Origin of the sequence: Halobaculum litoreum, assembly GCF_030127125.1 — an archaeon.
Lineage (GTDB): Archaea > Halobacteriota > Halobacteria > Halobacteriales > Haloferacaceae > Halobaculum > Halobaculum litoreum.
On sequence record NZ_CP126156.1, the window covers coordinates 1,454,590 to 1,475,169 of the forward strand.

20 protein-coding genes and 1 pseudogene are annotated in these 20,580 nt (G+C 72.1%); 12 read left to right on the forward strand and 9 right to left on the reverse strand.

Features of this window, described 5'->3' with window-relative positions; all coding sequences use genetic code 11:
* Positions 1-53 precede the first annotated feature (53 nt).
* Complete coding sequence (locus tag P0R35_RS07890) at positions 54-662, forward strand: winged helix-turn-helix transcriptional regulator (protein WP_284011969.1); 609 nt, start codon at positions 54-56, stop codon at positions 660-662.
* 20 nt (positions 663-682) lie between these two features.
* Here the strand turns inward: P0R35_RS07890 and P0R35_RS07895 are convergent, their stop codons facing one another.
* Positions 683-1,273: a cysteine hydrolase family protein gene (locus P0R35_RS07895; RefSeq protein ID WP_284011970.1), complete on the reverse strand. Its 591-nt coding sequence runs from the start codon at positions 1,271-1,273 to the stop codon at positions 683-685.
* Complete coding sequence (locus P0R35_RS07900; RefSeq protein ID WP_284011971.1) at positions 1,273-2,094, reverse strand: YqcI/YcgG family protein; 822 nt, start codon at positions 2,092-2,094, stop codon at positions 1,273-1,275. The genes P0R35_RS07895 and P0R35_RS07900 overlap by 1 nt, the downstream gene beginning before the upstream one ends.
* Before the next feature lie 269 nt (positions 2,095-2,363).
* On the opposite strand from P0R35_RS07900, the gene dnaG reads away from it, so the two are divergent.
* Positions 2,364-3,815: a DNA primase DnaG gene (gene dnaG, locus P0R35_RS07905; RefSeq protein ID WP_284011973.1), complete on the forward strand. Its 1,452-nt coding sequence runs from the start codon at positions 2,364-2,366 to the stop codon at positions 3,813-3,815.
* Positions 3,816-3,822: 7 nt separating this feature from the next.
* Here dnaG and gpmI read toward each other — a convergent pair whose 3' ends face one another.
* Positions 3,823-5,355 (reverse strand): 2,3-bisphosphoglycerate-independent phosphoglycerate mutase, encoded by a 1,533-nt coding sequence (gene gpmI / locus P0R35_RS07910; RefSeq protein ID WP_284011974.1) that lies wholly within the window; start codon positions 5,353-5,355, stop codon positions 3,823-3,825.
* A 118-nt stretch (positions 5,356-5,473) separates the two neighbouring features.
* On the opposite strand from gpmI, the gene P0R35_RS07915 reads away from it, so the two are divergent.
* The 10 genes and pseudogenes from P0R35_RS07915 to P0R35_RS07960 all read left to right on the forward strand — a co-directional run bounded on the left by P0R35_RS07915 (position 5,474) and on the right by P0R35_RS07960 (position 12,998).
* On the forward strand, positions 5,474-6,610 hold the full coding sequence (locus tag P0R35_RS07915; protein WP_284011975.1) for a DUF373 family protein: 1,137 nt from the start codon (positions 5,474-5,476) through the stop codon (positions 6,608-6,610).
* 62 nt (positions 6,611-6,672) lie between these two features.
* Entirely contained in the window at positions 6,673-8,049 is a 1,377-nt protein-coding gene (locus P0R35_RS07920; protein ID WP_284011976.1) for a geranylgeranyl reductase family protein, read from the forward strand.
* A 149-nt stretch (positions 8,050-8,198) separates the two neighbouring features.
* The gene (locus P0R35_RS07925) at positions 8,199-8,480 is read left to right on the forward strand and encodes a 50S ribosomal protein L44e (RefSeq protein ID WP_276237411.1); all 282 of its coding nucleotides are present in this window, start codon (positions 8,199-8,201) and stop codon (positions 8,478-8,480) included.
* Between the two features lie 2 nt (positions 8,481-8,482).
* Positions 8,483-8,656 (forward strand): 30S ribosomal protein S27e, encoded by a 174-nt coding sequence (locus tag P0R35_RS07930; RefSeq protein ID WP_284011977.1) that lies wholly within the window; start codon positions 8,483-8,485, stop codon positions 8,654-8,656.
* A gap of 352 nt (positions 8,657-9,008) precedes the next feature.
* Positions 9,009-9,809: a translation initiation factor IF-2 subunit alpha gene (locus P0R35_RS07935; RefSeq protein ID WP_284011978.1), complete on the forward strand. Its 801-nt coding sequence runs from the start codon at positions 9,009-9,011 to the stop codon at positions 9,807-9,809.
* Positions 9,810-9,815: 6 nt separating this feature from the next.
* On the forward strand, positions 9,816-10,004 hold the full coding sequence (locus tag P0R35_RS07940) for an RNA-protein complex protein Nop10 (RefSeq protein WP_284011979.1): 189 nt from the start codon (positions 9,816-9,818) through the stop codon (positions 10,002-10,004).
* Positions 10,005-10,080: 76 nt separating this feature from the next.
* Positions 10,081-10,845: a proteasome assembly chaperone family protein gene (locus P0R35_RS07945; protein WP_284011980.1), complete on the forward strand. Its 765-nt coding sequence runs from the start codon at positions 10,081-10,083 to the stop codon at positions 10,843-10,845.
* Between the two features lie 181 nt (positions 10,846-11,026).
* Positions 11,027-11,812 (forward strand): aldo/keto reductase, encoded by a 786-nt coding sequence (locus tag P0R35_RS07950; RefSeq protein ID WP_284014587.1) that lies wholly within the window; start codon positions 11,027-11,029, stop codon positions 11,810-11,812.
* 109 nt (positions 11,813-11,921) lie between these two features.
* A pseudogene (locus tag P0R35_RS07955) lies at positions 11,922-12,679 on the forward strand (hypothetical protein).
* A gap of 130 nt (positions 12,680-12,809) precedes the next feature.
* Positions 12,810-12,998: a DUF7333 family protein gene (locus P0R35_RS07960; protein WP_284011981.1), complete on the forward strand. Its 189-nt coding sequence runs from the start codon at positions 12,810-12,812 to the stop codon at positions 12,996-12,998.
* A gap of 43 nt (positions 12,999-13,041) precedes the next feature.
* Here P0R35_RS07960 and P0R35_RS07965 read toward each other — a convergent pair whose 3' ends face one another.
* The 6 genes from P0R35_RS07965 to P0R35_RS07990 form a co-directional block, all read right to left on the reverse strand.
* On the reverse strand, positions 13,042-14,199 hold the full coding sequence (locus P0R35_RS07965) for a DUF373 family protein (protein WP_284011982.1): 1,158 nt from the start codon (positions 14,197-14,199) through the stop codon (positions 13,042-13,044).
* Positions 14,200-14,299: 100 nt separating this feature from the next.
* Positions 14,300-15,319 carry a signal peptide peptidase SppA gene (gene sppA / locus P0R35_RS07970; RefSeq protein WP_284011983.1) on the reverse strand — a complete coding sequence of 340 codons (1,020 nt, stop codon included), beginning with the start codon at positions 15,317-15,319 and terminating at the stop codon, positions 14,300-14,302.
* A 121-nt stretch (positions 15,320-15,440) separates the two neighbouring features.
* Positions 15,441-16,364, reverse strand: a complete 924-nt coding sequence (locus tag P0R35_RS07975) for a coiled-coil protein (RefSeq protein ID WP_284011984.1) — start codon at positions 16,362-16,364, stop codon at positions 15,441-15,443.
* Positions 16,365-16,655: 291 nt separating this feature from the next.
* Positions 16,656-17,453, reverse strand: coding sequence for a metallophosphoesterase (locus tag P0R35_RS07980; RefSeq protein ID WP_284011985.1), 798 nt, complete (start codon positions 17,451-17,453; stop codon positions 16,656-16,658).
* Positions 17,454-19,223: an RPA family protein gene (locus tag P0R35_RS07985; RefSeq protein WP_284011986.1), complete on the reverse strand. Its 1,770-nt coding sequence runs from the start codon at positions 19,221-19,223 to the stop codon at positions 17,454-17,456. It abuts the gene before it with no gap.
* The gene (locus P0R35_RS07990) at positions 19,220-20,491 is read right to left on the reverse strand and encodes a Single-stranded DNA binding protein (protein ID WP_284011987.1); all 1,272 of its coding nucleotides are present in this window, start codon (positions 20,489-20,491) and stop codon (positions 19,220-19,222) included. Before P0R35_RS07990 ends, P0R35_RS07985 begins: the two co-directional genes overlap by 4 nt.
* Positions 20,492-20,580 lie beyond the last annotated feature (89 nt).

Genomic DNA, 20,580 nt, shown 5'->3' on the forward strand with positions numbered 1-20,580 from the left:
CGGGTCACCGATCCAACGGAACCCTTTTGCGTGCGTCCTCGCTACGAGAAGCCGTGACACGCGAGGTCGACGCGGACAAGCGCGCCACGCTCCGGCGCTTCGCCGCGCTGGGGGCGGCGACGCCGCTGGCGGCGAGCGGGCGCGCGGTCGCCGACGGCGACGACTCCGCCGCCCGCGACGCCATCCGCGGCTACCTCGCGACGACGCCCGGCGCCCACTTCTCGAAGCTCCGGGACGACCTCTCGCTGGCGACCGGCGAGACGCAACACCACCTCGAGCGGCTGGAGTCCGCGGGCGAGGTCGTCTCCCAGAAGGACGGCGACTACCGGCGCTACTTCCCGGCCGGGCGCTTCTCGGCGTTCGAGCGGCGCGCGCTCGGCTACCTCCGGCGCGACACGCCGCGGGGGATGCTCCTCGGGCTCCTCCGACGGCCGGCGGCGTCCGGCGCCGACTTAGCGCGCTCGCTCGACGTCTCCCGCGCGACCGTCTCGACGTACGCCGGGAAGCTGGCCGACGCGGGCCTGCTCGACACCGAGGGCGGCTACCGCGTCACCCGCCCGGAGGTGCTCATCGCGCTGGTGGTCCGGTACGCCGACTCGTTCGGGCCCGACGCCGCCGCCTTCGCCGACGACGCCGCGAGCTTCATCTCCTACGACGGCTGAGCCGCCGCCGGGTGCCCGCCTCACGCCTCCAGCGACGCGAGCAGGTCGTCCGTCGTCGCCAGCGCCGCGAACTCCCCGTGCAGGTGCGCCAGCGCCGTTCGGTGGACCGTCTCGGGGTCGATCCGCTCGCCGTCCGGGCCGGTCCGTGCGTGGGTCGCCGTCGCGTCCGTGACGACCGTCGGCTCGAACCCGAGGTTGTCGGCCATCCGCGTCGTCGTCGACACGCAGTGGTCGGTCGTGAGGCCGGCGAGGACGAGTCGCTCGTGGCCGCCCGCGTGTAGCCTGTCCTCCAAGTCCGTCCCGATGAACCCCGAGTTGACGCGCTTGACGAGTTCGGGCTCCCCCGGCCGGGGCTCGAACGCCGGCTTGAACGCGAAGCCCGGGGCGTCGCCCCGTAGCGGCGAGTCCGGCTCCGTGGAGTCGTGGCGGACGTGGAAGACGGCGCCGCCGCGGTCGCGCCACGCCGCGAGCAGGCGGGCCGCGTTCGCCTCCGCGTCGGGGTCGCTGATCTCGCCGTACCTCGGGTCGTCGAAGCCGACCTGCAGGTCGATCAGGACGAGCGCCGGGAGGTCGACCGCGGGGTCGGCGTCGGCGGCGCGGTCCCCGGCCATCAGTCGGCCCCGACGCCCGGTCCCGGGGCGCCGCCCTCGAGCGCCGTCACCTCCGGGGTCACCGTCAGCGGGCACTCGTCGGGGAACTGCGCCTCGTCGGCGGAGAACAGGTACTGGCGCCACTCGCGGTCGTCGTCGACGCCCCAGTCGCCGAGGTCGGCGTGCGGGCAGACGCCGTCGTAGTCGCCGAGGCGGTCTTGGATGACCTCTCGCGCGTGGGCGCCGGCCTCGGTGTCGTGGGTGAGGCCGTCGAACACGTCCCGCGGCTGGAACGTGATCTCCAGACTGACCGGGCAGTAGCGGCTCTTGCGGTCCTCGTAGAACGGCGCCCGGCAGGTGGGGAACATCGGCGTGCCGCCGAAGGAATACTCCCAGTAGGGGTCGTCGGGGTCGGTCGGGATGTCGGCGGGCCACGGCTCCGGGTCGTTGACGTGGAGGAACTGGAGCACGTGCCACAGCGTCTCGTGCCAGTCGGCCTCGGCGAACGCGTCGGCGCCGCCCGCGGGGGGCGCGAAGAACGTGACGAGCGGCGCCAACTCGGCGTGGTCCCGGTAGGTGTCGAGGTACTCCAGCAGCGTGTCGCGGAACCGGAACAGCGCCTCGGGGTCGGTGAACGACGGCACCGCGGTGTACAACAGGTCGCCGCGCTCGACGGCGTTCGTCCCGAAGTGGCACGGGAACGGCGTCCCGTTCCGCTCCCCGGTCAGTCCGCCGGTGAACGTCTCGAAGTGGCGTCGCAGCCACGCGGGGGCGTCGGCGGCGCGGGCGCGCTCGGCCATCGTCTCCTGGTCACACAGCGCCTGCAGGTGGTCCTCGTTCATGGGTGAGTGGTCGACCGCGGGTCGGCGGCGGGACGGTCGACGTGTTCGTCCCGTAGTCGGGGACGGGCCGATATGGCTCTTTCGTGGTCGGATCGCCGTCGCGGCGCCGGCGACCCCGCGTTCGGCGACGGCCGGGTCGGGGAACGAGCGCCCGTGATCCGGCGGATTCGGCCGTCTGACGACAGGTATTTCCATCGGGCGCGCCTTATATACTCGTCGACGGTTCGCGCCGTCACACATCACCATCACGCCCACGGAGGGCACATCACATGAACGATTCAGCCAAATACCTGATACACGCCCGGATCACGGCCGACGGCGTCGTCGAGCGGAGCGACGTCGTCGGCGCGGTGTTCGGCCAGACGGAGGGCCTGCTCGGCGACGAGTTGGACCTCCGCGACCTGCAGCAGTCGTCGAAGATCGGTCGCATCGACGTCCAGATCGACAGCGAGAACGGCCAGAGCTTCGGGGAGATCACCATCGCCTCCGGGCTCGACAAGGTGGAGACGTCGATCCTCGCGGCCAGCCTCGAGGCGATCAACCGCGTCGGCCCCTGCGAGTCGCGCGTCGAGGTGACCGACATCGAGGACATGCGCTCGGCCCAGCGCCGCGAGGTGGTCGAGCGGGCCAAGGAACTGCTCGCCTCCTCGTTCGACGAGTCGGTGATGGACTCCACGGAGATCCTCACCGAGGTCCGCGAGGCGAACCGCGTCGAGCGCATCGACGAGTACGAGGGCTACCCCGCCGGCCCCCGCGTCCACGACTCCGACGCCGTCGTCGTCGTCGAGGGGCGCGCGGACGTGCTCACGCTCCTGAAGTACGGCATCAAGAACGGCGTCGCCGTCGAGGGGACGAACGTCCCCGAGTCGGTCGCCGACCTGACCCGCGAGCGCACCGTCACGGCGTTCCTCGACGGCGACCGCGGCGGGGAGCCGATCCTGAAGGAACTCGCGCAGGTCGGCGACATCGACTACGTCGCGTTCGCGCCCGAGGGCCGGTCGGTCGAGGACCTCAGTCGCCACGAACTGATGGCCGCGCTCCGGGAGAAGGTGCCCTACGAGTCGGTCGACGTCGAGGAGGGCGCCGACGCCGACGCCGACTCGACCGGGACGGCCGACGGAACCCCGACGGCGCGGAACGGCGACGGGTCGGGCGTCGCCGCCACCGACGGGAGCGCACAGCCGGCCCCCGACGACGGCGCCGCGGCGCCGGATGCGGCCGCCGCCACGACGGCGACGACAGACTCCCCGAGCGCCTCGACCGACCCGGAGCCGGCGGACGCGTCCGCCGCGCACGAACCCGCCGAGGAGGGGGCCGTCGAGGATGGATCCGCCGAGGAGCGGTCCGTCGAGGAGGAGTCCGCCGGGGAGGCGTCGGCCGAGGACACGGACGCCGACGGGGCGGCGTCCGACGACGAGGGGGTCCCGACCTTGCGCGACCACGTCGAGGCGGTCATCGCCGGCGGGTCGAACCACGCACGCCTCCTCGACGCCGACTACCGGGTGGTCGCGGAGGTGCCCGCCGCCGACGTCTTCGACGCGGTGTCGGACAGCGACGGGTCGCCCGTCGCGCTGGTGCTCGACGGGGAAGTGAGCCAGCGCGTGCTGGACGTCGCCGCCCAACGCGGTATCGGGCAGGTCGTCGCCGAGTCGGAGGGGGAGTACGTGAAACGGCCCGCGAGCGTGCGCGTCGTCACCGCCGACCGGATGCTGTCGGCGTAACGCCGCCCTACTCCTCGACCAACAGCGACTCGCCCGTCATCGCCGCGGGCCGTTCCACACCGACCAGCGACAGCAGCGTCGGCGCGATGTCGACGAGCGAGCCGCCCTCGCGGACGCGCATCCCGCCGTCGTCGCCCGCGGGCGTCACCGAGACGAACGGCACCGGCGCGAACGTGTGGGCCGTGTGCGGGTCCTCGGGCGTCCCCATGTCGTCGGCGTTGCCGTGGTCGGCCGTGACGAGCAGGTGGCCCCCGGCCTCGCGGACGGCCGTCGCGAGCCGGCCGAGTTCGCGGTCGACCGCCTCGACGGCCGCGACCGCGGCGTCGAAGTCGCCCGTGTGGCCGACCATGTCCGGGTTCGCGTAGTTGAGGACGAGCACGTCGGGGTCCTCGCTCGCGAGGAGGTCGATCGCGGTGTCGGTCACCTCGACGGCGCTCATCGCCGGCGTCTCGTCGTAGGTGGGCACGTCGGGACTCTCGACGATCCGCCGCAGCTCGCCCGGGAACTCCACCTCGCGCCCGCCGTTGAGGAAGTAGGTGACGTGGGCGTACTTCTCGGACTCGGCCATCCGCAGCTGTGTGAGTCCCGCCTCGGAGAGCACCTCCCCAAGCGTGTCCGTGGGCTGGGTCGGCGGGAACGCCACGGGCAGGTCGAACTCCTCGTCGTACTCGGTCATCGTCACCAGCTCCACGTCCGGGGGGCTCGTCTCGATGCCCTCGGCCTCCCACGCCGCCGGCTCGATGTCGGCGAGCATCCGGGTGAGTTGGCGCGCGCGGTCCGAGCGGAAGTTGAAGAACACGACGCCGTCGCCGTCCTCGATCGCCGGCTCCCCGTCGACCGTGGTCGGCTCGACGAACTCGTCGGTGTCGCCGCGCTCGTAGCTTGCCTCGACCGCCCCCACCGCCGAGGCGGCGGTGTGCTCGGCCTCGCGGTGCACGACCGCGTCGTAGGCCCGCTTCGTCCGCTCCCAGTTCCGGTCGCGGTCCATCGCGTAGTAGCGTCCGCAGACGGTGGCGGCGTCGCCGGTGCCGCGGTCGGCGGCGTGGGCCTCCAGCTTCGCGAGGAACTCCCGACCGGACTTCGGTGCCGTGTCGCGGCCGTCGGTGAACGCGTGGGTGACCGCCTCGAGCCCGCGGTCCGCCGCCGCGTCGATCAGCGCGTGGAGGTGCGCCTGGTCGGCGTGGACGCCGCCGTCGGAGACGAGGCCGAGGAAGTGGACGCGGCTGTCGTTCGCCTCCGCGTGGTCGAACGCGCGCTCGATGGCCGTGCCCTCGACGAACTCGCCGGCCTCGATGGCGTCGTTGATCCGGGTGTACTCCTGGTAGACGGTGCGGCCGGCGCCGATGTTCATGTGGCCGACCTCGGAGTTGCCCATCTGGTCGTCCGGCAGGCCGACGTCGCGGCCCCACGCGGTGAGGGTGCCGAAGGCGCCGGCCCCGCGGAGCCGGTCGAAGTTCGGGGTGTCGGCGGCCTTCACCGCGTCGCGTCGGTCGTGGTCGCCGAGGCCCCAGCCGTCGAGGATGACGAGCGCCGCTCTCATTGGTCGTCGTCGGGTTCGCTCGGCGACGTGTTGACTGCGTCGGTTCGCGTGACCCGCCGCCGCCGCGAGGGCGCCCCCGAAGGCAGATATACCCGGAGAGACAAGCGCCCGCACGGGAATGATCCTCGTGCTCCCCGTGGACCTCGACGACGACCTCGGTCGCAAGACCGGCGTCCGCACGCCGGTCATCGGCCGGGACGCCGTCGAGGACGCGGCCGTCCGGCTCGCCACGGCGGACCCCGAGGACTCGGACGTCAACGTCCTGTTCCAAGCGATCAACGCCTACGAGGACCTCCTCGCGGACCCGACCGTCGACGAGGAGGTCGAGGTCGCCGCGGTCACCGGCGTCAACGAGGGGGACGTACGGGCGAACCGGGCGGTCGGCGAGGAGGTCGACACCGTGCTCGCGGCGCTGGCGACCGGCGAGGAGGTGCGCGCCATCGTCATCACCGACGGCGCGCAAGACGAGTCCGTCCTCCCGGTGATCCGCTCGCGGGTGCCACTCGACGGCGTCCGCCGGGTCGTCGTCCGGCAGGCGCAGGACTTAGAGTCCATCTACTACACGATGAAGCAGGTGCTCTCGGACCCGGAGACGCGCGGCACCATCCTCATCCCGCTCGGGGTGCTGCTGCTCGTGTACCCGTTCGTCGTCATCGCCGGGGCGTTGAACCTCCCCGGCGCCGTCGTGTTCGGGGCGCTGTCGACGCTACTTGGGCTGTACTCGCTGTGGCGCGGGCTCGGCCTCGAGGAGACGGTCGACGGCCTCGCCGAGCGCGCCCGCACCGGGCTGTACGCCGGCCGCGCGACCATCGTCACGTACCTCGTGGCCGCCACGCTGCTGGTGATCGGCGGCGTCCAGGGGTACGAGACGCTCCTCGACGTGGGCCGCGAGGGGCTCACGGTCACCCAGCAGGTGGCGGTGTTCGTCCACGCCGCCGTCCAGTGGGCCGCCGCGGCGGGCGTCACTTCCTCGCTGGGGCAGGTGACCGACGAGTACCTCGCCGAGCGCTTCCGGTGGCGCTACCTGAACGCGCCGTTCTACGTCGTCGCCATCGCGGTCGTCCTCTACGGGCTCTCCGGCTACTTCCTCCCGCCGGCGACGGGGGGGACGGTCGTGCCGCTCACGCTCACCGACCTCGCGGTGGCGCTGACCGCCGGCACGCTGCTGGGCGTGTTGTCGACGCTGACGTTCGCCGTCGCCGAGTCGCGGCTCTCCCGGGGCGGCGACGGCGACGGCGAGACCGGCGCGGTGTGACCCCGTCGCGGCGCGACGCCGGATACGCGCCTTTTTTGGGGGGCGATTCGGAAGCAGGTGGTATGACTGCGGCAGCGAACTCGTACGATATCGTCGTCGTCGGGGCGGGGACGGCGGGCGCCTTCGCGGCGGCGACGGCCGCACAGGAGGGGCTCGACGCCGTGATCCTCGAGCGGAAACCCGAGGCGGAGGCGGGCCACATCGCCTGCGGCGACGCGATCAAGGGGAAGTCCACCTTCCCGGACGTCATCGACCTCGACTACCTGCGCGAGGAGTCGTTCACCAACCAGAACATCCGCCGCGCGGTGTTCGAGAACCCCAAGACCGGCGAGGAACTCGACGTGCCGTTCGCGAACGCCGGCGCCGTCCTCGACCGCAAGCGCTACGGCGAGATCATCCTCGAGGAGACCGAGCGCGTCGGCGCCGAGATCCACTACGACACCGTCGTGCAGGACGTGCTCCAGGCCGACGACGGCACCGTCACCGGCGTCCGCGCCGTGCAGGGCGGCGACGTCGTCACCTACGAGGCCGACCTCACCGTCGACGCGGCGGGGGCGCTGTCCATCCTCCAGGACAGGGGCGACTTCGGCGACGCGACGTTCGACACGAACGTCTCCTACACGCAGTTCTGTTCGGCCTACCGCGAGGTCGTCGAGGTGCCCGAGCCGGTCGACTACGACGACGCCATCGTGTTCAAGCCGACCGAGGAACTGGGCTACCTCTGGTACTTCCCGCGGACCTCGACGGAGATCAACGCCGGCCTCGGCTTCCAGATGACCGAGCCGCCGATGAAACTCGTCGAGGTGCTCAAGCGCGACATGCAGCGGCGTCCGGAGTTCCAGGGCGCGACCGTCAAGGACAAGCTGGGCGCGGCGCTGCCCACCCGCCGCCCGTACGACTCGGCGGTCGCGGACGGCTTCGTCGCCGTCGGCGACGCCGCGGGCCACGTCAACCCCACCACCGGCGGCGGCATCCCCGGCGCCGCGCGCTCGGCCCACTGGGCGGTGAAGCGCGCCATCGACGCCATCGACGAGGAGGACGTCACCGAGGAGCGCCTGTGGCGCTACAACCACGACGTGATGACGGACTTCGGCAAGCGCTTCGCCGCGATGGACGTGTACAACATCTGGGGGACCGCCCACTCCGTCGACGAGCTCACCGACATCGTCGCCGCGCTGCCTGGCCAACAGCTCCTCAACGCGATGACGAAAGGGGAGACGTCGATGGGGCTGCGCCTGAAGCTCCGGACGCTCGTGGAGACGTACGGCCACTGGGACACGCTGTGGGAGCTGTACAAGGTGCGCGACATCGCGGGCCGCCTGAAGGACCACTACGACCGCTACCCCGACCGCCGCGGCGGGTTCCCCGGCTGGCAGGAGCAGCGCGACGCGCTGATGGACGAGCTGTACGCCGTCTCCGGCGCGGACCCGAAGTACTGACTACTGACGCCGCCCCGCGCCCCTCGACTCTCCCTCCCCGTTCGCTCCGGTTCCGCCGGCGCCTGCGACGCCGTCACACGCCCGACAACTCCGTACCGTATGGGTTTTAAGCGCCGACACAGAAGCAGGTGGCAAGAGGAGATTCCGCTATGGAGATGCCACGCCGGATGAACACGTACTGTCCGCACTGCAACGCCCACCACGAGCACGAGGTCGAGAAGGTCCGCCGCGGCCGCGAGACCGGCATGAAGTGGATCGACCGCCAGCGCGCCCGCGGGAAGTCCACCATCGGGAACACCGGCAAGTTCTCGAAGGTGCCCGGTGGCGACAAGCCGACGAAGAAGACGCACCTCAAGTACCGCTGTGGCGACTGCGGCAAGGCCCACATGCGCGAGGGATGGCGCGCCGGTCGGCTCACCTTCCAGGAGTAAGCATGGCAGGGAGCTTCTTCCGCGTCGAGTGCCCGGACTGCGAGAACGAACAGGTCGTCTTCGGCCGCGCCTCCACCGAGGTCGTCTGCGCCGTCTGCGGCACGACGCTCGCGCGCCCCACCGGAGGCGACGCCGAGTTCGCCGGCGAGGTCGTCGAGACCGTCGAAGCGCGGTAACTCCGGTTCTCCGCGCTTCGCGTTTTCACACCACACAGAGCGACTGCGTCGCTCGATTCCGTTCGTCGGACACTCGACGAGGTGGGAAACCGTGGTGGCACGTCCGGTGCAGGCCCCGTCGCCCGACAGCCTCGCCCTCCCCAACCGACTCACTCCCTCACTCACGGGTCGCTGTGCTCCCCGTTCCCGCTCGCGGTCTCGCGGTGCTCGACCGCGCACCGTTCGGTCCCTCGCCCCTCGCGCGCGTCCGCCGCGGACGGAGCCGCGGCGGCACGCGCCACCGGAGGGTCGGCTCGGCACCGACGCCGGTGGATTGACAAACGGTATTAGGCTCGGTCGGTTACCCACGTCCATGAAATTCACCGGCTGGCCCGAGCAGGGCGAACTCGTCGTGGGCGAGGTCGACGAGATCGCCGACTTCGGCGTGTTCGTGGACCTCGACGAGTACGAGGACAAGCGCGGACTGTGTCACGTCTCGGAGGTCGCCTCCGGGTGGATCAAGAACATTCGCGACCACGTGAACGTCGGCGACCGCGTCGTCGCGAAGGTGCTGGAGGTCGACACCGGCAGCCAGCAGATCGACCTGTCGATCAAGGACGTCAACGACCACCAGCGCTCGGACAAGATCCAGGAGTGGAAGAACGAGCGCAAGGCGGACAACTGGATGGGCATCGCCTTCGGCGAGGACGTCGACGACGACACGTACACCGCCGTCGCGGAGGCGCTGTACGCCGAGTTCGGCTCGATGTACGACGGCTTCGAGGCCGCCGCGATCCACGGCGCCGAGGCGCTGGAGGACACCGACCTCTCGGCCGACCAGGTCGAGGCCATCGTCGAGACGGCCCGCGAGAACGTCTCGGTGCCGTACGTCAACGTCACGGGCTACGTCGACCTCCAGTCGCCGGGCCACGACGGCGTCGACGACGTGCGCGCGGCGCTGGAGGCCGCCGAGGGCAACGGGGAGGTGCCCGACGAGATCGAACTCGACGTGTCGTACGTCGGCTCCCCCGAGTACCGCATCCGCGTCCGCGCCCCCGACTACAAGACCGCCGAGTCGGAGCTGGAGGCGTCCGCCGAGCGCGCCCGCGAGTCCATCGAGGCGGCGGGCGGCACCGGCAGCTTCCACCGCGAGCGCGAGAGCGACGACGAGTAACCCCGCGTGAAGTCCGACATCCGGGTGTGTGGCGACTGGGAGGCGGCCCACGAGCGCCCGGTGTACACCCTCGGCGACGCCTGCCCCGAGTGCGGCGCCGACGCGGTCAACTCCGCCCCCGCGCCGTTCAACCCCGAGGACCCGCACGGCGCCTACCGACGGCGTGCTCGGCTCCGGGCTCGCGACGACGGGTAGCCGCCGGGGTCGCCGCCGCCGAACCGGACGAGCCGAGCCGACGCGCCTTTAGGTACCCCGCCCGCCACCCACGACCATGGACGACATCGACATCGAGGTCGTGAGCGACCCCGACCTCACCGACCCCGTGTTCATCGAGGGGCTCCCCGGCGTGGGCCACGTCGGCAAACTGGTCGCCGAGCACCTCGTCGAGGAGTTCGACGGCGAGTTGGTCCGCCGGGTGTACGCGCGCGACTTCCCGCCGCAGGTGACCGTCGACGACGACGGCGTCGCCGAACTCACCCACGCGGCGTTCCACCACGTCGAGGCCGACGGGCAGGACCTGCTCGTGCTCACGGGCGACCACCAGGCCGCCAGCAACGACGGCCACTACACGCTCACGAACGCGTTCCTCGACGTCGCCGAGGAGTTCGGCTGCGAGCGCGCGTTCGCGCTCGGCGGCGTCCCGACGGGCGAACTCATCGAGGACGACGAGTACGACGTGCTCGGCGCGCGCACCGGCGACGTCGACCGCGAGGAGTTGGAGGCGGCCGGCGTCGAGTTCCGCGAGAACGAGCCCGCCGGCGGCATCGTCGGCGTCTCCGGGCTCGTGCTCGGGCTGGGCGCCCGCCGCGGGCTCGCGGCCGCGTGTCTGATGGGCGAGACCTCCGGCTACCTCGTCGACCCCAAGAGCGCGCAGGCCGTGCTGGAGGTGCTCCAGACGCTGCTCGACGTCGAGGTCGACTTCTCCGATCTGGAGGAACGCGCCGAGGAGATGGAGGAGGTCGTCGGCAAGATCCAGGAGATGCAGGGCGGCGGCGGCGGGATGCCCAGCGAGGACGAACTCCGCTACATCGGCTGATCCGGGCCGCTCGCGGCGGCGCCGACGCCGTCGCCGGCCCGTCGCGGGGGCGCGGCGCGGAAACCCCGCGTACCGGCAGGGCGCACGCCTGCCACAACGCCTTTTCGCGCGACGACCCTCGGAGTGGACGATGACCGACCAGCAGCCGCTGACACGAGACGACGTCCCGTCCGCGAACGGCATGCCGATGCTCGGCCTCGGCACCTGGGAGAACACCGACCCCGAGGAGTGTCGCGCCGCCGTCGCGACGGCGCTGGAGATGGGGTACCGCCACGTCGACACCGCCCAGATCTACGGCAACGAGGCCGAGGTCGGCGACGGCATCGCCCGCGCCGACGTCGACCGCGGGGAGGTGTTCCTCGCGACGAAGGTGTGGATCGACAACCTCGCCCCCGAGGACGTGCGCGCGACGACCGAGGAGAGCCTCGACCGCCTCGGGGTCGACTCGGTCGACCTCATGTACGTCCACTGGCCGGCCCGCGAGTACGACGCCGCGGAGACGCTGGCGGCGTTCAACGAACTGTACGAGGACGGCCTGATCGACCGGATCGGCGTCTCCAACTTCGAGCCCGAGCAGGTCGCCGAGGCCGTCGAGGTCAGCGACGCGCCGATCTTCGCCAACCAGGTGGAGGTCCACCCGCTGCTCCAGCAGACGGCGCTGATCGAGGCGTGCGCCGAGCACGACGTCGAGGTCGTCGCGTACTCCCCGCTGGCGCGCGGGCGGGTGTTCGAGGTGCCGGAGCTGACGGAGATCGCCGAGAAGCACGACGCGAGCGAGGCGCAGGTGAGCCTCGCGTGGCTCCGCGAGAAGGGCGTCACCGCCATCCCCAAGGCGACCAGCGAGGCGCACATCCGCGACAACTGGGAGTCGCTGGCGGTCCCCCTCGACGACGAGGACGTCGCCGCCATCGACGCCATCGACCGCGAGGACCGTCGCGTCGACCCCGGGTTCGCCCCCTGGAACTGAGGCGCCGCCGTCGAGTCGCCCCACCGTCCCCGTCGCGACCCGTCGGGAGCGTGACCGGTCCCGCGCCGGAGCGAAACCTTCAATCGGTACCCCCTGTATCCCTTCCTCGATGCAACGACAGTCCACGGGGCTGGTCGACGCCGTCCGGATCGACATCGCACGGCTCCACGCCACGTGGATGGAACTGGCGTTCCCGCGACAGCTCGACCCCGGCCGCGTCGTCGGCAAGTGGACGCCCGAGACGGGGTTCCAGAAGCTGACGTACTACACCTGGGCCGTCCTCGGGCTGCCGCTCGTCGCGGTCGGCTACCCGCTGTTGTTGTGCGGGTTCGCGGCGCGCTTCTACGCGGCCCGCGTCGACTCGGCGGCGACGCGGTTGGGGCTGGTCGGCGTGGTCCTCCTGTCGGTCGTCGTGTGGGGACTGCTCACCGTCGCCGCGTGGGTCAGACAGTTCTCCACCGGCGGCCTCGTCGCGGTCGGCGCGGCCGGCGCGGTGGCGACGGTCGCGGCGGCCGTCGCGGTCGGCGCCTCCCGCGTCGGGGGCGGGGCACGAGCGTCCTGCTCGCGTACCCCGCGGCCGTCACCGCGTTCCTGTTGCCGCCGGTCGTCGCGGCGCTGTACTCGCCGGCGCTGGCGGACGTGGTGTTCCCGAACACCACCTCGCTGGCGGTGTGGATCCTCGACGGCCCGCTGGCGGTCGGCGGGCTGAACGACCTCATCCGCGCGCGCTTCGACCTCCGGGGGACCGCGTACGTTCTCGTGTGGATGGGCATCTCGGTCCCCGTGGGCTGGCTGTTCGGCGTGTTGGTCGCGCTCGCGGACGTGGTGCGGCCCAAGCGCGACGCCGGGTCGGGCGCGCGGATCTGAGACGGCCGCCCGGGAGCGAGGCGACGAACGGCGGGCCCGGCTCCCGGCGCGGCCGTCGGGAGCCCCGCGGCGTCCCGGGTCGATCGCCCCGTTTCTCAACTGTTTTCATCGTTCGGCGACAACGGGAGGTATGGAGTTCGACTTCACGCGCTCGGTGGCCCCGCTCGTCCTCATCGTCGCCGTCGCGGCGATCGTTCTCACCAACGTGATGACGCCCTCGGTGGTGTTCATGATGGTGCTGCCCTCCATGATCGTCTTCGCCGTCGTCGCGTTCCTGTTCGGGATGAAACACGGCGAGTACCGCGGGACCGGTCGCTGACCGGTCGGCGTCGACACCGTCGTTCTCCGGGAGGTGCGTCCCCTCAGCGGCCGCTCTCGCCGCCGGTGTCGCCCGTGCGGCCCGAGGCCGCCTCGTCGATCACGTCGTCGAACGTCTCGTCGGAGACGCTGGCGGCGACGCGCACGCCGACCAGCGCGAGCGCGATGCTGCCGACGACGAACACGGCGAGGCGCTCGCTGGCGGTGAACGTGTGGCCGAACAGCCGGAGCGCCGCCCAGCCCGCCTCGCGTTCGAGGAAGAAGCCGGCGAAGCCGCGGAAGAGGAGCCCCACCGAGAGGACGCCGAACGGGAGGTTCAGGTACGGCGAGCGGACCCCCTCGTCGCGGATGAGTTCGTCGAGGAGGCGCCCGAACGACGCCGTCAACGCCGCCAACGCGAGCCACGGTACCGCGGCGTACAGGAAGCTCATCGCGGCGACGAACTCGCCGGCGGCCGCGCCGCCCTCCCCCGACGCCTCCAACACGCCGAGGAACACGCCGACGACGGACAGGCCCAACGCGGCGACGTACGTCACCACCGACACCTGCCCGGAGTACAGCGCCTCGCGGGCCCGCTCGGGGGCCGTCTCGACGACCTCGTCGACGCCGAGGCCATAGTACAACAGCGCGGCGCCGAGCAGCGTCGTCACGGCCGCGACGGCGATGACCGGCGAGAAGTACACCAACAGCGCCGGGAGGATGAGCAGGCCGATGCCGATGGGGACCAGCACCGTCTCGCGCAGCTCCTCGTCGGCCATGAACTGCTTGAGGAGGTAGTACGTCGACTCGAGGTCCCGCGCCTGCCGCACCACCACGCGGTCGACCGCGTCGACCGGGAGCCGCGACTCGACCATCGGCACCGCGCGCTCGTCGCTCGACGAGTCGATGACGACGATCGCCGAGTCGAACGAGCGGGTCGCGAGCACCTCGTCCAGTTGGCGGGCGAGCGCCCGGTCGGCCCGGACCGCCGAGTCGCCGTTGCCCGAGACGACGGCCACGACGGCCTCCTCGCCCTCGTCGGAGAGGTCGCGGGCGACGCGGAGCGACTCCAGCAGGGAGTTGACGCCGACGTCCTCGGGGTCGGACAGCCCCAGATCCGTCACGAGCGAGCGGACCGCCTCCCACCCCACGACGGGGGTGTCGACGCCGGCCTTCCGGCCGACGTCGTTCGAGCGGTCCACACAGAGGACCAGCGTCGTCACGTGCGACCGGACGGCCCCCCCGGTGAAAAAGGCCACCATGGCGTGGACCCCCGCCCGGACCGCTCGCGCCTCGGACGGACGGACGACGCGCTGGCGACGACTACCGCCGGAACCGGACGTCGACGCCGCTCCCGGACTCGCCGCCCGCGAGGCGGCTCGCCGCGCCCGCGCCGAGCGCGTACGCGACCGCGCTCGCGCCGCCGCGGAGTCGCGTCATCAGCCCCCGCTGAGGGGTGAACTCCTCGACGACCGCGTCGGTCCCGATGCGCTCCTCGACGCGGTCGAGCACCGCCTCGCGGTCGCCGAGCCCGTCGACGAGCCCGCGGTCGTACGCCTCCGTCCCGAGGAACACCCGCGCCTCCGTGTCGCGGACGGCCGCCTCGTCCATGTCGCGCCCCTCGGCGACCTGCGCGACGAACTGGTCGTAGTAGTCGTCGACGATCCCCTGGAGGTACGCGCGCTCGTCCGGCGACACCTCCTTGAGCGGGAGGCCGGCGTCCTTGTACTCGCCGGCGGTGAACTGCTCGTAGCTGACGCCGAGGCGCTCGGCCAGCTCGTGGACGTTCGGGCGCGAGCCGATGACGCCGATGGAGCCGACGACGCTCCCCTCGCGGGCCCACAGTTCGTCGCAGCCGACGGCGATGGCGTAGCCGCCGCTGGCGCAGGTGTCGGTCGCGTAGCCGATCGTCGGGCCGTCGAACCGCTCGGCCGCGAGGCGGATGTCCTCGCTCGGGACGATCTGGCCGCCGGGGGTGTTCAGTTTCACGAGCAGCGCCTCGGCGTTCGGGTCGTCGTCCGCGCGTTCGATCTGGTCGATCACGTCGTCGGCTCCGGGCGACCCCGGCGACGGGGGGACGCCCCCGCCGCTCCCGTCGCGGGTGATCGGCCCCTCGACGGCGACCTCGGCGACGGTGTAGTCGGCGAACCGCGACGACAGCGTCGAGCCGGCGAACTTCAGCGCCGCGGCGACGGCGGCGAGCGTCAGGAGGACGCCGAGCAGGCGCGCGAGGCTGTCGTCGGGGAGCCACACGAACAGGAGGTAGCCGACGGCCGCCGCGACGGCGGCCGCCGCGACGAGCGCGACCGCGGCGACCGCAGTTCGGGTCGTGGAATCGGTCATGTCCCGGCTTGGGCCGGGCGGGGGATAAGCCTCGGTGCCGGCGACGCCGTCGCTGTCGGGCGGCGGCGGTGCGGAAAACGTGTGACTGCGGTACGCGTCGGAAACGAGTCGAAGACCGACCTTAGAGCAGCCCCGTCTTCTGGAGCTTCATCAGGTCCTCGGTGTCGAGGGTCTCGCCTTCCTTGAACTTCTGGTAGATCTCCTCGGCCTCCTCGCGCTCCTCTTCCATCTTGGCCTCGCGCTCCTCCTTCTTCTCGGCCTCCTCCTCCTTGTCCAGTTCGCGCAGGCGCTTCTGGACGCGGACGAAGTCCTCGTGGTGCTGGTCGGCGGCCTCCTGGGCCTCGACGAACAGCTCGTGCATCGCGTCGGCCTCGTCACGGATCTCGTCGGCCTCGCGATAGGCCTCGATCATCTGGTTGTGGTGCTCCTGGGCCTCGTCGGCCAGCTCCGTCACCTTCTGGTGGTGCGTGGACGCCTCCGAGCGGACCTCCTCGGCCTCCTCGATGAGCTCCTCGAGCTCGCCGCTCTGGTCGACCTTGCCCTTCTTCTCGGCGAGCTTCTCGCGCTTGCTCTCGATCTTCTCGATGAGCTCGCGCTCCTCGTCGGTGCCGAGGACCTCGGTCTGCTGCTTGAACTCGAGGTCTTCGATCTCCTCTTTGAGCTCCTCGATGGACTTGCCCGAGCCGAGTTCGAGGTCCTGCTTCATCTCCTCGACCTCGTCGAACAGCTCGTTCGCCTCGGCGTTCAGCTCGTTGCGCGACTCTTTGTGCTCCTGGACCTGCTCGTTGAGCTCGTCCCGCGACTCGCGGTGTTCCTGCGCCTCGTCGACCTTCTCGCGTGTCTTCGCGTTCAGGTCGTCGCGCTTGGACGCGCGCTCGGACGCCATCTGATTGAGCTCGTTACGTCGGTCACGGAGTTGGCCTGCCTTCTTGATCAGCTGCCCCTTGGAATCGTTCTCCAACTCCTCCTCGGAGAGGGAGACGTTTCGGGATTCATCTAGCTGATCGAGACCGTATTCTTCGAGAACTTCCTCTTTCGTTACCATTGTTCGTTACCTCGACACCATACTGCTTCGGGAGCGGACGCTCCTCGGTTCGGCGCGTCCGTCTGTGGGTGAGAACACCGTGTCATTCAGCGATCGATGCCACCACGCCCGAAGGCGTTCTGGTACTTCCACATATACGGTTTCCGTATATAACTTCTTCGCCTCACGAGGGCGAAATCACGTGGTAGGGAGTCTCACACCGCCGGGAACGTGTGATCCGGTCGCACGGGGTGGTGTGTCGGGGCCGGGCGGCGTCCCCGGTCGCGGGCGGCCGCGGCACCGAGCGGCGTGTCAGACCCGTCTGTAGTCGCCCAGTCTGGTCCCGTCGAGCAGGTACGCCTCGCCCGACGCGAGCCCGTCGGGGAGGAACGGCGCGAGGAAGCCCTGTCCGCTGACGTTCACCCACGTGCCGCCCGACCGGTCGTTGAACGCGGGGAACGCGACCACCTCGGGGTCGCGCCACTCCACGTCGTCGAGGTCCACCCCGTCCGCGAACGCGTCGCGGGCGAGCGGGCCGCGGAGCCACGCCTTCTCGGCGCGCCCGCCGCCGACGGCGTCCTCCAGCTTGACCGCGACGTGTTCGTGGCCCATACAGACCACCTCGGCGCCCAACACCGCCGGCGACGGCCACGTGTGGCCGTGGAGCACGCCGGCGTCGCCGAGGCGCGCGCCGCCCGCGGGCGTCACGTCGACCCGGTCGCCGAGCGCGTCGGCGAGACCGGAGTCGTGGTTGCCGAGCGCGAGCGTCACCGGCACCCCGACCGCCGCGAGCAACGCCTCCAGCTCCTCGAGTTCGGCGTCGCCGGCGCCGCCGACGCGGTGGCCGAGGTCGCCGAGGACGACGAGCCGGTCGGCCCCGGTGCGCGCGAGCAGGTCGAGCACCCGCGCGCGCCGCTCGTCGGCGGCGCTGTCCAGCTCGACGCCGCGCTCGTAGCGCAGGCCGGCCTCGATGCCCGCGTGGTAGTCGGCCAGGAAGAGCCCGGTCTCGTCGCCGAGGTCGGCGACCGCGGCGGGCGCGTCCGGCACCGGCTCGACGAGCGGGCGGTCACCCCGTCGCGCGTCGTCGCCCCCGGCCGCGCCCGGCGCCATTCAGATCGCCTTGAGCGTGCCGTCGGTCGGCTCGAAACACTGTCCGCCCATGAGCGCCCCCTCGATGGCGTCCTCGACGGTCGCGGCGTCGACGCCGTAGCGGTCGACCGCGGCCTCGATCACGGCGTCCTCGTCGGCGCCGTCGCCGTCGTCGAGTTCGCTCATCAGGTCGACGACGGCCGACTCCAAGTCCTCGGGCGGCTCGGCCGCGTCCTCGGCGTCCTCGCCGGCCGGGTCGGTGCCCTCGGCGGCGGTCGCGTCGGTCGCGCCCGCGGGCTCGGTCGCCGACTCGGTGTCGGCGGCGGCGGCCGCGGACGGTTCGGCGTCGCGGTCCTCCTCGGGCGCCAGGTCGTCGGGGTCGGGCGTCTCGATGCCCGCCTCGCCGGGGTCGGGCACCTCGCTGCCGGTCGCGAACTCGACGCCGTGCTCCTCCTCCACCTCGCGGCGCTCCTCCTCGGTGAGCGCGTCGTCGAGGTCCTCCGGGTCGGCGTCGAGGTCGACGGCCGGCTCCTCGTCGGCGTCGTCGAAGTCGCCCAGCCCGCCGTCGTCGAAGTCGCCGAGGTCGTCGGCGTCGGTCGCGTCGGCGGTCGCGTCGGCGGACTCGACGGGCTCCGGCTCCACGCCGGCGCCCGGGTCGGCCTCGGCCACGTCCGCGCCGTCCGGCTCGGCGCCGGCGGTCTCCGCCGGCTCGGTCGCGGTGTCGTCGGCCGCCGCGTCGGTCACCGACGCCGTCGAGGCGGCCGCGTCGCCGGCCGCGGCGGCGGGCTCGTCGCTCGCGTCCGCGTCGTCGAACTCCGGGAGGTCGTCCGCGTCGTCGGTCCCGTCGCCCGCGGCCTCGGTGTCGGCGCTCGAGGCGGGCTCGGCGGCCGTTCCCGCGTCCCCGCCCGCGGACTCGTCCGGCGTCGATCCGTCGGACGGGGCGGCGTCGGCGGCGGCCGCCGGCTCCTCCGTGGCCTCGCTCCCCTCGGTCGGGTCGTCGGCCGCGTCGGCGGCCGCGCCCGCCTCGGGCGCCGCCGCGTCGAGGTCGTACGGCACGTCGGGGAGGGGCCCCAACTCCGCCCCGCCGCGGTCGCCGGGGGCGGCGTCGAGGTCGCGCACCTCGTCGCGCTCGTCGGCGACCACTTCGAGGGCGTCGACCGCGAGCCGGCGGACGGCCTCGAGGTAGCGCGTCCCGGTACCGTAGTGGTCGACGGCGAGCGGGATGCCCGACGCCATCGCGGCGGGGACGCCGGCGTCCTCGAGCACGGCCCGCAGGTCGTCGCCGCGCGCGTCGACCTCGAGCGCCGCGGCGAACAGCGCGACGCGGCGCAGGGTCGCCTCCGCGGCCGAGACCGTCCAGCGGTCGCGTGTCTCCGCGTCGACGACCGCGAAGCTCTCCGGGCGCACGGAGGTGTACACCAGATCGGAGTCCTCGGGCTGGAACGTGCGCGCCTTGCCCGCCAGCGAGACGAACGCCGGCGGCGTCGTGCGGTCGAGGAACGCCATCTCGTCGGGCTGGTACTGCCCGGCGTAGGTGACGAACGCGCCCGTCGGGTCGACGACGCGGCCGCGCAGCGTCTGTTCGTTCACCGACTCCACCTCGGTGAGCACGCCGACGGTGAACAGCCGGTTCGCGCGCAGGCCGGTGGGCGTGACGACGTAGTTGGGCGCGCGCTCCTCGTCGCTCTCGGAGTACTCGAAGTCGGCGTCGTCGAACTCCGCGGCGAAGATCCGGTGGGCGACCTCGCGGGTGCCCGGCCCGGAGTCGTCGCCGCCGTCGCTCGAACTCACGCGCCCACCTCCTCGAGCAGCGCGGTCGCACGCGCGGCCGGGTCGTCGCCGCTGGCCGCGAACTCGCTGGCGTCGAGGTTCGCGCCGTACTCGTCGACCGAGAGGTGGCCGCGGACGCGGTACTCGCGCCCCACCAGCTTCTCGGCGATGTCGTCGGCGACGACCTCGCGGCTCATCGCGTCGCGGGCGGCCTCCAGCGCGTCCTCGAGCGTGCCGCCGTAGATCTCCTCGGTGAGGTCGCGGTCGAGGATCGCCGTGACCGTCGCGGTGCCGTCGTCGAGGATCGCCTTGATCCGGAGGTCGTCCTCCGGGTCGACCTGCCCGTGGCTGCGGCACTGCCCGTTCTGGACGAGGCGGCCGCAGTCGGGACACCGCTCGATGAGGCCCGAACCGTCCCGGACCTCGAGCACGTTGCCGCGCACCTCGACGTCGTACATCCCGCCGGAGCCGACGGCCTCGCCGATGGACACCCGCGGCGCCTCGTCGCTCACCGCGACCGTCGCGGGCGCCGTCTCGGTGAACTCGGTGAGGTTCACCGAGGGGACGCCGCGGAACTCGCGGACGTACACGTCCTCCATGCGCAGCTCCGCGCCCTCGACGACCTCGTCGCGGGCCTGCCAGTCGGTGAACGGGAGGCGGCCGGTCTCGTCGCCGACGACGCCCGAGTGGATGGTCGTCTCCCCGTCGCGGCCGTCGATGGTGCGCTGCTCCACCTCGAGCACCTTCACCTCGACCGTGCGACCGCGGTCGCCGGCGCGCAGGTCGACGAGGTCGCGCTCGCCGCCGACCGACACGCCGTCCGGCACCGCGACCGGCTCGCTCTCCATCGCCACCGAGGAGGACTCCCCGATGTTCAACTCGGGCTCGCCCTCCCACTCGCGGACGCCGGCGTTGCCGATGGTGACGGAGTCGCCGGGCTCGAAGCCGAAGTCCTGCCACGCGGTGTACGAGACCACGCCCGTCGCGTCGGCGAGTTCGCCCTCGCGGATGACCGTCTCGTCGCCCTGGTAGCGGATCGAGCGTCGCCCGACCGTGAGCACGCGGGCGGTGACGGTGACGTTGCCCGAGTCGGGGCCGATGTCGCCGATGTCGACCGAGGTGGGGCCGCTGCCGCCGCCCCCGCCGCCGCCGTACTTGCGGCGGACGGACTGCTTCGCCTCGTCGATGGGGACGCTGTACTCCAGCAGGTTCTCCAGATCGCGCTTGACCTCCTCTTTGTCTTCGCCGAGAGCGGAGGCGAGCTCCTCGGCGTGTGCGTCGATGTCCATGTGTTCCGTCCGGAACTACCGCCCGACCCCTGTTAAACTCACCGTGCGGGGGCGTTCCGGCCGTCCGAGCACGCCCGCGTCCGGCGGTC